Below are 12616 nucleotides of genomic sequence, written 5' to 3'. Positions count from 1 at the left end.
TTAATATATCCAGATTATGAGAGGGTTATCGGCTGTAACAGCCCATCCTTCAACTCAACCACACGCCCCTGCTTCTGCGCTAACTCAAGGTCATGGGTGACCACCACAAAAGAGATACCAAACTCGCTATTGAGCCCGTTCATCAACGCTTGCACTTCCTGCCCAGTATGACGATCAAGGTTACCCGTCGGTTCATCCATCAACACACAGGCAGGATTAGTCACCAGCGCACGAGCAATGGCCACCCGCTGCCGTTCACCACCACTAAGCATCGACGGCTTGTGCTCAAGCCGATGGGACAATCCTACTGAATCCAATATTGCAGCCGACTGCTTACGTACGACACTGATATCTTCGCCACGAATTAACAGCGGCATGGCAACATTTTCCAGTGCGGTAAACTCAGGCAACAAATGATGAAACTGATAAACAAAACCCAAAGAACGGTTACGCAGCTTGGCACGGGCTTGCTCGCTGATCTCAAACAGTGATCGGTCATCCACTCGCACATCGCCTGAACTCGGCAGATCGAGGCCACCCAACATATTAAGCAAGGTACTTTTACCCGAGCCAGAACTCCCCACAATCGCGAGAGTTTCACCCCGCCTAACCTGCAGCTGAACCCCTTGCAAAACCTCTACAGTAATATCACCCTCACCGTAGTGTTTTTTGAGATCGATACACTCCAACACCAGATCATTCATAACGCAATGCCTCAGCCGGTTGTGTACGAGAAGCCCGCCAAGCCGGATAAATAGTGGCCAAAAAGCTAATACTCAACGCCACACAGATGATCACAACGACATCTTCTAACTTTAACTGAGATGGCAGATAGCTAATAAAGTAAACATCGGCGCTGAGAAACTGAATACCAAAGGTATGTTCAATCCAGGCAATAAGATCGGTCACCGTCAACGCCAGTACAATCCCTAGGATGGAACCGAGTAACGTTCCCATCACCCCGATCACCGTCCCCTGCACCATAAAGATCCGCATGATACAGCCGGGTGTCGCGCCTAATGTGCGAAGAATAGCGATATCGCCCTTCTTATCCGTTACCACCATGACCAAGGTTGAAACAATATTAAACGCGGCGACAAAGACGATAAGAAACAGCAGCAAGCCAATCATTTTCTTTTCCAACTGAATCGCTTGAAACAGGTTACCGTGGGTACGCGTCCAATCACTAGCGCGGTAGAAACCGCCCAAGTCGGCAACAATCTGCTTAATGCGCGACGGTGCTTCGAACAGATCATTAAACTGCAAACGGATACCATCCACCCCGCTATCCATACGTTTAATGCGCGCCGCATCGGCAATATGAATATAAGCTAGGTTAGCATCCAATTCTGCGCCAACCTCAAATAAACCAACCACGGTAAACCGCTTGAGCCGAGGTATCACCCCCGCCACACTAATCGACGCTTCAGGTAATACTAATGTGATTTTATCACCAATATTAACCCCCATTGAGCGGGCCAACAGAGACCCAAGCACGATACCATACGACTTCGGCTTTAACGCACCGAGGCTACCCGCTTTGATATGATCACCTAATATGGATACTTTGGTTTCTAGCTCGGGCTCAATACCGTTGATCAACACGCCACGCACGACACCACGATTAGTGAGCATACCCTGCGCTTGGATATAGGGAGCAGTACCAATGATACCCGCCTGCTGGTTGACCTTTTCAGACACCGCCTGCCAATCTTCAAGGGGCTGGCCGTAATCCGAAATCGTACCATGGGGCACCATACCTAAGATTCTATCCTTCAGTTCACGGTCAAAACCGTTCATAACCGACAGGACGACAATCAGCGCGGCAACACCCAACATCAGCCCCAGCATCGAGACTAGCGAGATAAAGGAGATAAAATTATTGTTCCGTTTGGCGGCGGTATATCGCAGGCCAACGTACAGAGAGAATGGTCTAAACATGGCTGAGGATTAAATCACAGACGGATAAATTTCTCTAACAAAATCATAATAATATTCGTTATACTCAATGAAAGTGACAAAATCTCGAGGGTAGTAATTTTGAATCAGGAACGACGTCAATATTTCCGCATCAATGGCAAAGTAGCAGTCGACTATAAAATCATCACTAAAGATGAAATGCGGCACGGACGTCTTCCGAGTCAATTTCAGGTCTCCCCTTTCTTTTTGCTCCTCAATCAACTTCAAGAATATAGTCGCGATAGCAGCTACCACCTGCGCAAGATTGCTCAAAAAGAGCCGATGATCGCCACCTATCTTGAACTGATGAATAATAAAATAGACGCTATCGCCCATGCCATCGCTAAAAGTGATGTCGATTTTGAACATCTTTCCGCGCAAGAGATTAACCTCAGTGAAGGCGGCATGTCATTTTATAGCCCAGAGCCGGTCGAACTGAAAAGCTTCCTAGCACTCAAGGTGGTTTTCGAAGAAACCCATAGCGGGCTTCTACTCTATGGACAAACCCTCTATTGCAGCGAAAAGCAGAAAGATGGTCAGTACAAAATAGGGATCGAGTTTACTGAGATGCCGGAAAGTAGTCGCATGATTGTTGCCCGCTACATCCTTAACCGCCAGACCCATGATCGCCAGAAGATAGATGAACAATACTAGTGCTGTTGAGTTAATTGATAGCCTGAACCAACTCAATCAGGCACTCATTCACTTTTCGCAACAATTACAACAAAGTACTTTACCTTTTTGGCTGCCTGGGCCCGCACAAAACTTACAACAAGCGGCTGCCCTGTATACCGATATTTGGTATCAGGACGGCCAAGATGGACGAACTACCCTCAGCCAACATGGCATCATTGGTGCCGACCCTCAACTCATCGCCGCCACCCTTCAGCTAAATGAAGCTAAGGCCAACTTTCAGACGCTTGCACTTCATTATCGCCTGAGCCGATCAACGGACACCCTCAAAGAACTCCACCACCGTAGCGAAAAGATAGCCGAGATACTGCAACGGCATGGCGCCGCTAGAATTCATCTCAAACAATGTTATCGACAAATTCCCCTGCTAGAGCACTGCCCCTCTAAAATCGGTTTCAGTTGGTACACCAGTGGCCGCAGTATTCGCAAGCTAACACCGGCAGAGGCCGAACAAAAGCTTCTTAAAATGGATACCAGCCAACGACATATACAGCAACAACTACAAGCGGTTGGTAATCTACGCCCCAGCGATAGGCTGGCACAGATTCAGTCACAGGTGCCGGTTATGCGCGCCAATATGACATGGAAAGAACAAGACCTTGTAATGCGTAAAGCACAAAACACGTCATTGCCGATTATTATCGCGCTGAACAGTGATAATCCAAGACTGCCTGAGTATAATGAGCCTCCACTGACACCCCCTGAGGCACGTAGTCGATTAGAGCGCAGCGATCTTAAAATAGATCCACAGCCTTTTTTACCTAGCCTCAGAGCCCACCGATATTTGGGATAATCCATTGCATGTCTGACCCGAAGCAAAACCCTCAAGCCCAGCCACATAACAAAACCCTTCATCACATCGCGACCGCTATTGGGTTACTTTTTTTACTCGGATACTATCTGCTAATGGATAAAACCGGATTTTATGACTGGGTAACAGCGCTATTGCCGCAAGAATACGCCGGCTCCGGCTTAATGCTCGGCATCATGATCGCCATGACTCCAGGTTTCTTTGCTTGGAAGCACTACAACCGCTGGGTCGAAAAGAAACTCAATGTAACCGGCAAGTATTACGAAGATGGTTTTTACAAACAACCAGAAAAAAAACCAAAAGATGAGAGCTCGTCTGACTAATCCGAGCTAAAAGCCAAAAGCTAATAACAAAAAACCGCCCAATGAGGCGGTTTTTTAATACCGAGAATAATCAGAGATTAGAGATACGGTTCAGTCCGGCAATCGCCGCTACCCGATAGGCCTCAGCCATAGTTGGATAGTTAAAGGTGGTATTAACAAAATAATTAATACTGTTAGCCTCACCCTTTTGGTTCATGATCGCCTGACCGATATGCACGATCTCTGACGCCTGATCTCCGAAACAATGGATGCCGAGAATAGCCAAAGTATCGCGGTTAAACAGAATTTTCAGCATACCGACAGGCTCACCTGAGATCTGCGCCCGCGCCGTATCTTTGAAAAAAGCCTGGCCCACTTCATAAGGCACGCACTCTTCGGTCAACTGCTCTTCCGTTTTACCGATCGAACTGATCTCTGGGATGGTATAAATACCCGTCGGCACATCATTGATGTAACGGAAATCCTCCGCCTTCAACATATCAGACGAAGCCGCCCGACCTTGGTCGAGTGCAGCGGACGCCAATGCAGGCCAGCCAATCACGTCACCACAGGCATAGATCCCTTCAGCCTTGGTACGGTAGTGCTCATCCACTTCAATCTGACCACGACCGTTCGCCTCAAGCCCGATATTATCAAGCTTCAGCATGTCCGTATTACCACTACGACCATTACACCAAAGGAAAGCATCGGCACGGATCATTTTACCGGATTTAAGCGATAACGTGACGCCGCGTTCGTCCGCTACCACCTTGTCATACACTTCGTTATGACGAATTTTAACGGCGTTATTCCGTAGGTGGTAACTCAATGAATCTGATATTTCAGCGTCCAAAAAGGATAGCAGTCGATCCATTGAGTCGATCAGATCGACCTTGACACCTAACCCACTGAAAATGGATGCGTATTCAGAACCAATAACACCCGCACCATAGATAATCAGTGTGCGCGGCGTGTGGCTCAAGGTTAGAATGGTATCGCTGTTATAAATACGGGGATGGGTGAAGTCGATATTATCCGGCTTATAGGGACGTGAGCCGGTAGCAATAATCACGTTCTTGGCGCGTAAAGTTTCATCGCCTTTCACCGTACCGGTAACCAATACCGTCGTCTTATCAACGAACTCTGCTTGGCCAAAAAACAGATCGATACGGTTGCGCGCATAAAAGTTAGTCCGCATCATGACCTGATTGGAGATAACCTTTTCTGCCCGCTTAAGTACTTTAGGAAAGGAAAACCAGCGAGGCTCGCCGATATCACGGAACATGGGGTTGGTGTTGAACTCTATGATCTGCTTAACCGAATGACGCAGGGCCTTTGATGGGATAGTCCCTTTATGGGTACAGTTACCCCCAACAGAGTTCTGCGTTTCGATCACGGCAACACGGCGTCCTTTCTTCGCAGCATTCATCGCTGCGCCTTCACCGGCCGGTCCCGATCCAATCACAATGACATCATAGTCATATACAGCCATCACTTTCCCCTGTTATCTGATAAATTTCTATATTGTTTTAAGTTGAAAAACGAAACACCCTCTGTATCGGTGCGATAACGTCAGACAACCGATACACACAAGATACCGGCTAAATACTCAGAATGACTAGCGGGCTGATTAACGCCCAGATTTAGCATCATAGGCCAGCGCAGCTAACTCTTCCTTGCGGCCTTGCTTATCTTGCTCTTCTTCACATTTACTAGGGTTACCACCACAGATAGAACACTCTTCATCAATGCCTACCGCAGCAAGACCACCACAGGAACCCGCTATCGGTTTACGCCCCATCATCACGCCAACCGACATAGCCGCAACCACTAACAACAACACTACAAAGGTTAAAATCATCGTACTCATACTATTTCCTCACTCCACCAAGTAATCTTTAAATCCCGGTGTCATTATTTCTACAAAGCCTTCATCAGACTTTACAATCATTAATGCTTCAACCCCCTGCTGTTCAGCATAGGCTTCCGCTTTATCAGGACCCAACACCATCATCGCCGTTGCCAGTCCATCAGCAGTGGCACAATCCTTAGCCAACACGGTTACCGACGCCAACTTATGATTAATCGGCTTGCCGGTCACTGGGTTAATCGTATGAGAAAAACGGATCCCGTTTTCCTCAAAATAGTTACGGTAATCACCAGAGGTGGCGATACCGATATTGTGAACCTTAATGATGCGCTGAACGATACGCTCGCCAGACACCGGCGCTTCAATCGCGATCTTCCAATGACTCCCATCAGGTTTCACACCTTTAGCGCGTAACTCACCACCCACTTCCACCAGATAGGCACTAACCCCTGCCGACTCAAGAAGCTCAGCGACCTGATCAACACCATAACCCTTGGCGATGGCGGATAGATCGATATAGACATTACGCTCACGAGTCAGCTGCTCACCCGAGAGCGTCAGATAGTGATAACCCACCCGCTGACGTAATGCCTCAATGTCGGCATCAGCGGGCGCGCGAATAATGCGACCATCTGGACCAAAGCCCCACAGATTAACCAATGGCCCAACAGTGACATCAAATGCGCCGCCAGATGAGTGGCTAATCTCTAAAGCTTGTTTTAAAACCTGTGTCAAACCAACCGATAACATAACAGACTCACCGGCCGGCATCTGATTGATGCGACTGAGTTCTGAATCATCTTGATAGGTAGACATGCTGTGATTGATATCGACCAAAAGCTGATCGATTTTTGCGGGTAATATGGCATCCACTGCGGTATCAGTAGAGACCCATTTTACCGAGAAAGAAGTCCCCATTGTTGGCCCTTGATGGCTAACAATCTGAGGTTGTTTACTGCAGCCCAACAGGGCAAGCAACATAAACGAAGCGGCCAGCAGCAAAGCTGCCGGCCGTTTAATATTACGCCTGGACATATCAGACATCTGTTAATCAGCCACCGAAGTCATCAAGGAAGATATTTTCACGCTCAACACCCAGATCAACCAACATCTGGATAACCGCCGCATTCATCATCGGAGGTCCACACATGTAGTATTCACAATCTTCAGGCGCTTCGTGATCCTTAAGATAGTTATCATACAACACATTGTGAATGAAGCCTGTTTTACCTTCCCAGTTATCTTCTGGTTGCGGATCAGACAGTGCTAAATGCCAGCTAAAGTTATCGTTTTCTTCCTGAAGCTTGTCGTACTCTTCATTGTAGAAGCACTCACGCAGAGAGCGGGCACCATACCAGAAAGAGATCTTACGCTTCGAGTTCAAACGTTTTAGCTGATCGAAGATATGAGAACGCATCGGCGCCATACCTGCACCACCACCGATAAAGACCATTTCGTTATCGGTATCTTTAGCGAAGAACTCACCAAATGGCCCGTAAACAGTGATCTTATCGCCTGGCTTCAGACTAAAGACATAGGACGACATTTTACCTGGAGGCACATCAGTACCCGGTGGTGGTGAAGCAATACGAATATTAAACTTCACGACACCGCGTTCTTCAGGATAGTTAGCCATGGAGTAAGCCCGAATAGTGGTTTCATCCACTTTCGACACAAAACGCCATTGATCAAACTTATCCCAATCGCCGCGATATTCCTCTTCAATATCGAAATCCTTGTAAAAGACTTCATGAGGAGGACATTCCAACTGTACATAGCCACCGGCACGGAAGTCGACATTTTCACCTTCAGGCAGACGCAACGTCAGCTCTTTGATGAAAGTCGCAACATTAGGGTTTGACTCAACAGTACATTCCCATTTCTTGACCCCAAAGATCTCTTCTTCGAGTTCAATTTTCATGTCCTGCTTAACAGCAACCTGACAGGATAAACGCCAGCCCTCTTTCGCTTCACGCATAGTGAAGTGGGACTCTTCAGTTGGCAGCATAGAACCACCACCATCCAACACCTGACATTTACACTGTGCACAGGTACCACCGCCACCACAGGCAGAGGGTACAAAGATGCCGACGCTTGACAGCGTTTGCAGCAACTTATCACCGGCAGGAACGGTAACGCTCTTGTCCGGATCATCGTTAATGGTGATAGTAACATCACCACTGCTTACCAGTTTCGAACGGGCTGCCAAAATTACCGCGACCAGTGCAAGCACTACCGCGGTAAACATGACAACGCCGAGAACGATTTCTGCATTCATTAGCTTAATCCTTCTTTAGTTGATCATGCGACAGCAATTACAGCTGCACGCCGGAAAAAGACATGAAACCCAGAGACATCAAACCAACAGTGATGAAGGTAATGCCTAGGCCACGTAAACCTTCCGGTACGTCGCTGTATTTAAGTTTCTCACGAATACCGGCCAGAGTAGCAATTGCCAACGCCCAACCAACACCCGCACCCGTACCATAGACAACGGACTCACCAAAGGTATAGTCACGTTCAACCATGAACAGTGCAGCACCCATGATGGCACAGTTTACGGTGATCAACGGTAGAAATACGCCCAAAGCGTTGTACAACGCAGGAACATACTTATCGAGGAACATTTCCAAGATCTGCACAATCGCCGCGATAACACCGATATAGGAGATATAACCTAAGAAGCTTAGATCAACATCAGGATAACCGGCCCATGCCAACGCACCTTCACGCAGCAATAGGTTATAGATCAGGTTATTGATCGGTGTCGTAATCGCCAACACGACGATAACCGCAATACCCAGACCCACAGCTGTTTTTACCTTTTTGGAAATCGCCAAAAAGGTACACATTCCCAAGAAGAATGCCAACGCCATGTTTTCAACAAAGATCGCCTTAACAGCAAGGCTGATATACTGTTCCATTACGCAGCCTCCTTCTGAGAGTTCTTCGCCAGCTCAAATTCTGGTGCTTCGACCTGATCTTTCTTAAAGGTACGAATCAACCAGATGAACATGCCAATAATAAAGAACGCGCTTGGTGGTAGTAGCAACAAACCATTCGCTTGATACCAACCGCCATCAGTGATCAACGGCAGAACTTCAACACCAAACAGTTTACCAGCACCAAACAGTTCACGAATAAAACCAACAAACAGCAGCACTACACCGTAGCCCAGACCGTTACCGATACCATCCAAAAAGGAGATACCAGGAGGGTTTTTCATCGCAAATGCTTCCGCACGGCCCATTACGATACAGTTAGTAATGATCAAACCAACAAAGACTGAAAGCTGCTTAGAAATCTCATAGGCATAGGCTTTCAGAATCTGATCCACCACAATAACCAGCGAGGCGATAATCGCCATCTGACAGATAATCCGAATACTACCGGGAATCTGATTACGGATAATCGAGATGAACATGTTGGAAAAGGCCGTAACTACCGTTACCGCCAACGCCATAACACAGGCAGTACCCAGATTAGATGTTACCGCTAGTGCGGAACAGATACCGAGGATCTGCAGGCCGATCGGGTTGTTGTTAAAAATCGGCCCAATCAGGACATCTTTAACTTGAGACATAATTTACGCCCCCCCTGCTTTCAGATTTGATAGAAATGGTGCATAACCATTTTCACCCATCCAGAAGTGAACCAGGTTAGTCACACCGCGACTGGTCAGTGTTGCACCGGAAAGCCCATCAACCTGATATTTAGCATTTGCTGATGCATTATCAACACTGCCTTTTATCAGGCTCAGAGAAGGCTCCATAGAACCTTCATGATAAACCTGCTTGCCAGGCCATAGCGCCTTCCAATTAGGGTTATCAACTTCACCACCAAGCCCCGGCGTCTCCGCATGGGAATAAAAGCCCAGACCAACAACGGTGTTCAGATCAGACTCTAACGCTAAAAAGCCGTAAAGAGTCGACCAGAGGCCGTAACCATGAACCGGCAGGATCATCTTATCAAAGCCCTGTGGTGCATCACTTTTCACAAGATACACAGGCATAACTTTAGCCTGCACCTTGATCGAAGCAATATCATCTTCACGGCTTAGCTTGATACCTGTATCCGCTTCTTTGGCTGCTTTACTAGCATCGTAACGCGCTGGATCGGCAACGGTCGTGTATTTACCGGTACGCAGATCAACAAAACGCTTTTCGATAAGCTCATCAAACAATGCCTGAACATCCTTGCCATCCGTCGCAATACCAGCAGCTGCCAGTATATTGGTTTGACGGTCAAGGTTCTTATTTGCAATCTGTTTTGGCTTTAACAGCACAGCGGCTGCAGAAACAACCACAGAACAGACTACGCACAACAGAACAGCTACGGTAAGTGTTCTACCGATAGAATCTTTACTCGCTGACATGTCGCATCGCCCTCCGTTTGATGTTTGCTTGCACGACAAAGTTATCGATGAGCGGTGCAAACAGGTTACCGAACAGAATCGCCAGCATCATTCCTTCAGGGAACGCTGGGTTAACTACGCGGATCAGAACAACCATCACCCCGATCAGAGCACCGAAGTACCACTTACCCGTATTGGTCATCGATGCAGAGATAGGATCGGTTGCCATAAAGAACATACCGAACGCAAAACCACCTAACACCATATGCCAGTAGAACGGCAGCGAGAACATTGCATTGGTTTCAGAACCAATTAAGTTCAACAGGGTTGCCATCACGGTCATACCCAAGAACACCCCGGCCACAATACGCCAGGCGGCTACTTTCGCAAACAGCAAGACCAAACCACCCAAGGCAATCGCGAAGGTAGATACCTCACCAACAGAACCCTGAATGTTACCGATAAAGGCATCAAACCAAGTAATGTTCTGCGCCAGAATAGCGTCAACACCACCGGCAGCCGCTAGACCCAGAGGGGTCGCGCCAGAGAAACCATCAACCGCTGTCCAGATCGCATCACCTGACATCTGCGCAGGATATGCGAAGAACAGGAAGGCACGGCCCGTCAGAGCAGGGTTAAGGAAGTTTTTACCGGTTCCACCAAAGACTTCTTTACCGATAACCACACCAAAGCTGATACCCAGTGCGACTTGCCACAAAGGAATCGTTGGCGGCAGAATCAGCGCAAACAGGATAGAGGTCACAAAGAAACCTTCGTTAACCTCATGGCCACGCTTCATAGCGAACAACACTTCCCAGAAACCACCCACGACGAAAGTCACTAGGTAGATCGGCAACCAGTAAGATGCCCCGTGGATGATGTTATCCCACAGGCTATCAGGGTCAAAGCTAGTCAGCGCCCCTGCGATACTACCCTGCCACGTTGATGGCTCAGTAATGTTCATCGCAGCCATGGCTGTATTAGCCTGAAAACCGACGTTGTACAGACCAAAGAAGACTGCTGGGAATGTACACATCCAAACCAGAATCATGATGCGCTTCAAATCAACAGCATCACGTACGTGTGCCGCCGTCTTAGTCACATGACCCGGAGTATAAAAAATGGTATCGGCTGCTTCATACAGCGCATACCAATTTTCATATTTGCCGCCTTTATGGAAATGCGGCTCCATTTTATCGAGAATATTTCGTAAGCTCATGATCAGGCCTCTTTCTCTATACGCGCCAAGTTGGAGCGAAGGATCTGGCCATACTCATACTTGCCCGGACAGGCAAATGTGCATAGCGCGAGGTCTTCTTCGTCAAGCTCGAGACAACCTAATTCCATCGCATGAACGACATCACCGGTGACCAGAGCACGCAATAGCTGCGTAGGAAGAATATCCAATGGCATCAGTCGTTCAAACTGACCCACAGGCACCATGGCCCGCTCAGAACCGTTAGTCGTCGTGGTGAAGTTAAACTTCTTAGACGAGTTCAGCGCAGAGGCAAACATGTTCAGTACAGAGAATTTATTAGCACCAGGTTTAATCCAGCCTAGGAATTCACGCTGATCACCCTCTTCCAGCACGGATACTTGATTGGCGTAACGTGTCAGATAAGCCAGAGGCCCTTGCGCACGACGACCGTTCCACACCGATCCGCTGATCACACGATTATGTGTACCTTCAGTACGGCCAGCCAGCAATTCATCAAGGTTTGCACCTAAACGAGTACGCACAAGCGTCGGCTTAGTGACCTGAGGCCCACCGATCGCAATCACACGATCAGTATAAAGCTCACCCGTGGTAAACAACTGGCCAAAAGCGATCACATCCTGATAACCCACGGTCCAAACCGTCTTAGACGCAGACACTGGGTCTAGGAAATGAATATGCGTTCCCGCATTGCCAGCCGGATGTATTCCAGCAAACTCTTCAACCGTCACGCCGTCTGTTGTCGGCACATCGGCACCGGCAGCTTTACACAAGAAGACCTTACCTTCAGTTAACCGTGTCAACACGGTTAAACCGTTAACGAAAGCGTCTTTCTGCTCAGCAATAACAACCTCTGGATTTGCTGCCAGAGGATTCGTATCGATAGCCGTGACAAAAATCGATGCAGGCTGCGAGCCTGGCTGTGGAATTTTGCTAAACGGGCGTGTCCGCAATGCAGTCCAGGCACCTGACTTAACCAGGTTATCCTGTACTTGTTCAACCGTCAGTGACGACAGCTGAGCCACATCATATTTCGCGAACTGCTCCGCTTCATTACCATCTATTTCAACAACAACCGATTGTAGAACACGTCTGTCACCGCGGTTGATCTCTTTGATCACACCCGCCGCTGGTGCTGTAAAATCAACACCTTCCGTTTTCTTATCGGAAAAGATCACTTGACCGAGTTTTACTCGATCCCCCACCTTGACCCGCATCGTAGGCTTCATGCCTTGATAATCGAAGCCGATCACGGCAACAGACTTAACCTCAACAGCTGTCGAAACAGTCTGTTCTGGTGCGCCTGCTATAGGTAGATCCAGACCCTGTTTGATCTTGATCATCCGCCTCACCCAATCTCTATTATAATTTTCTTAGGATCCCTTCCTGCAGAGCACTATGCCTCCGACTC

General features: G+C 48.0%; 14 protein-coding genes. 3 read left to right on the top strand and 11 right to left on the bottom strand.

What is annotated here, in order from left to right; all coding sequences use genetic code 11:
- Positions 1-14 precede the first annotated feature (14 nt).
- Complete coding sequence (gene lolD / locus EH243_RS10635; RefSeq protein WP_126158642.1) at positions 15-704, bottom strand: lipoprotein-releasing ABC transporter ATP-binding protein LolD; 690 nt, start codon at positions 702-704, stop codon at positions 15-17.
- Complete coding sequence (locus tag EH243_RS10630; protein WP_126158641.1) at positions 697-1941, bottom strand: lipoprotein-releasing ABC transporter permease subunit; 1245 nt, start codon at positions 1939-1941, stop codon at positions 697-699. The genes lolD and EH243_RS10630 overlap by 8 nt, the downstream gene beginning before the upstream one ends.
- 99 nt (positions 1942-2040) lie before the next feature.
- Here EH243_RS10630 and EH243_RS10625 point away from each other — a divergent pair, with 99 nt between their 5' ends.
- From EH243_RS10625 to EH243_RS10615, 3 genes are all read left to right on the top strand, one after another.
- Positions 2041-2613, top strand: a complete 573-nt coding sequence (locus EH243_RS10625; protein WP_126158640.1) for a PilZ domain-containing protein — start codon at positions 2041-2043, stop codon at positions 2611-2613.
- A complete protein-coding gene (locus EH243_RS10620) occupies positions 2600-3445 on the top strand; it encodes a DNA replication terminus site-binding protein (RefSeq protein ID WP_126158639.1) in 846 nt (281 codons plus the stop codon). Before EH243_RS10625 ends, EH243_RS10620 begins: the two co-directional genes overlap by 14 nt.
- Before the next feature lie 113 nt (positions 3446-3558).
- Positions 3559-3786, top strand: a complete 228-nt coding sequence (locus tag EH243_RS10615) for a hypothetical protein (protein ID WP_241235057.1) — start codon at positions 3559-3561, stop codon at positions 3784-3786.
- Between the two features lie 70 nt (positions 3787-3856).
- Here EH243_RS10615 and sthA read toward each other — a convergent pair whose 3' ends face one another.
- From sthA to EH243_RS10570, 9 genes are all read right to left on the bottom strand, one after another.
- Positions 3857-5257: a Si-specific NAD(P)(+) transhydrogenase gene (sthA, locus tag EH243_RS10610; protein ID WP_126158637.1), complete on the bottom strand. Its 1401-nt coding sequence runs from the start codon at positions 5255-5257 to the stop codon at positions 3857-3859.
- 138 nt (positions 5258-5395) lie between these two features.
- Positions 5396-5635 carry a (Na+)-NQR maturation NqrM gene (nqrM, locus tag EH243_RS10605; protein ID WP_126158636.1) on the bottom strand — a complete coding sequence of 80 codons (240 nt, stop codon included), beginning with the start codon at positions 5633-5635 and terminating at the stop codon, positions 5396-5398.
- 9 nt (positions 5636-5644) lie between these two features.
- Positions 5645-6670: an FAD:protein FMN transferase gene (locus EH243_RS10600; protein ID WP_241235056.1), complete on the bottom strand. Its 1026-nt coding sequence runs from the start codon at positions 6668-6670 to the stop codon at positions 5645-5647.
- A gap of 16 nt (positions 6671-6686) precedes the next feature.
- Entirely contained in the window at positions 6687-7913 is a 1227-nt protein-coding gene (nqrF, locus tag EH243_RS10595) for an NADH:ubiquinone reductase (Na(+)-transporting) subunit F (protein ID WP_126158635.1), read from the bottom strand.
- Positions 7914-7950: 37 nt separating this feature from the next.
- Entirely contained in the window at positions 7951-8559 is a 609-nt protein-coding gene (nqrE, locus tag EH243_RS10590) for an NADH:ubiquinone reductase (Na(+)-transporting) subunit E (protein WP_126158634.1), read from the bottom strand.
- On the bottom strand, positions 8559-9218 hold the full coding sequence (locus EH243_RS10585; RefSeq protein ID WP_126158633.1) for an NADH:ubiquinone reductase (Na(+)-transporting) subunit D: 660 nt from the start codon (positions 9216-9218) through the stop codon (positions 8559-8561). The genes nqrE and EH243_RS10585 overlap by 1 nt, the downstream gene beginning before the upstream one ends.
- 3 nt (positions 9219-9221) lie before the next feature.
- Positions 9222-10010, bottom strand: coding sequence for a Na(+)-translocating NADH-quinone reductase subunit C (locus tag EH243_RS10580; protein WP_126158632.1), 789 nt, complete (start codon positions 10008-10010; stop codon positions 9222-9224).
- A complete protein-coding gene (locus EH243_RS10575) occupies positions 9997-11208 on the bottom strand; it encodes an NADH:ubiquinone reductase (Na(+)-transporting) subunit B (protein ID WP_126158631.1) in 1212 nt (403 codons plus the stop codon). Before EH243_RS10575 ends, EH243_RS10580 begins: the two co-directional genes overlap by 14 nt.
- 2 nt (positions 11209-11210) lie before the next feature.
- Positions 11211-12548: a Na(+)-translocating NADH-quinone reductase subunit A gene (locus EH243_RS10570; RefSeq protein ID WP_126158630.1), complete on the bottom strand. Its 1338-nt coding sequence runs from the start codon at positions 12546-12548 to the stop codon at positions 11211-11213.
- Positions 12549-12616 lie beyond the last annotated feature (68 nt).

The organism is Amphritea opalescens (genome assembly GCF_003957515.1).
Classification (GTDB): domain Bacteria; phylum Pseudomonadota; class Gammaproteobacteria; order Pseudomonadales; family Balneatricaceae; genus Amphritea; species Amphritea opalescens.
The sequence above is the reverse complement of the archived record's forward strand: the minus strand, read 5'-3'. Positions and strand labels throughout refer to the sequence as shown.

Coding starts and splice junctions, on each gene's coding strand:
- lolD (WP_126158642.1), bottom strand. CDS start 704: ATGAATGATCTGGTGTTGGAGTGTATCGATCTCAAAAAACACTACGGT.
- EH243_RS10630 (WP_126158641.1), bottom strand. CDS start 1,941: ATGTTTAGACCATTCTCTCTGTACGTTGGCCTGCGATATACCGCCGCC.
- EH243_RS10620 (WP_126158639.1), top strand. CDS start 2,600: ATGAACAATACTAGTGCTGTTGAGTTAATTGATAGCCTGAACCAACTC.
- EH243_RS10615 (WP_241235057.1), top strand. CDS start 3,559: ATGGATAAAACCGGATTTTATGACTGGGTAACAGCGCTATTGCCGCAA.
- sthA (WP_126158637.1), bottom strand. CDS start 5,257: ATGGCTGTATATGACTATGATGTCATTGTGATTGGATCGGGACCGGCC.
- nqrM (WP_126158636.1), bottom strand. CDS start 5,635: ATGAGTACGATGATTTTAACCTTTGTAGTGTTGTTGTTAGTGGTTGCG.
- EH243_RS10600 (WP_241235056.1), bottom strand. CDS start 6,670: ATGTCCAGGCGTAATATTAAACGGCCGGCAGCTTTGCTGCTGGCCGCT.
- nqrF (WP_126158635.1), bottom strand. CDS start 7,913: ATGAATGCAGAAATCGTTCTCGGCGTTGTCATGTTTACCGCGGTAGTG.
- nqrE (WP_126158634.1), bottom strand. CDS start 8,559: ATGGAACAGTATATCAGCCTTGCTGTTAAGGCGATCTTTGTTGAAAAC.
- EH243_RS10585 (WP_126158633.1), bottom strand. CDS start 9,218: ATGTCTCAAGTTAAAGATGTCCTGATTGGGCCGATTTTTAACAACAAC.
- EH243_RS10580 (WP_126158632.1), bottom strand. CDS start 10,010: ATGTCAGCGAGTAAAGATTCTATCGGTAGAACACTTACCGTAGCTGTT.
- EH243_RS10575 (WP_126158631.1), bottom strand. CDS start 11,208: ATGAGCTTACGAAATATTCTCGATAAAATGGAGCCGCATTTCCATAAA.
- EH243_RS10570 (WP_126158630.1), bottom strand. CDS start 12,548: ATGATCAAGATCAAACAGGGTCTGGATCTACCTATAGCAGGCGCACCA.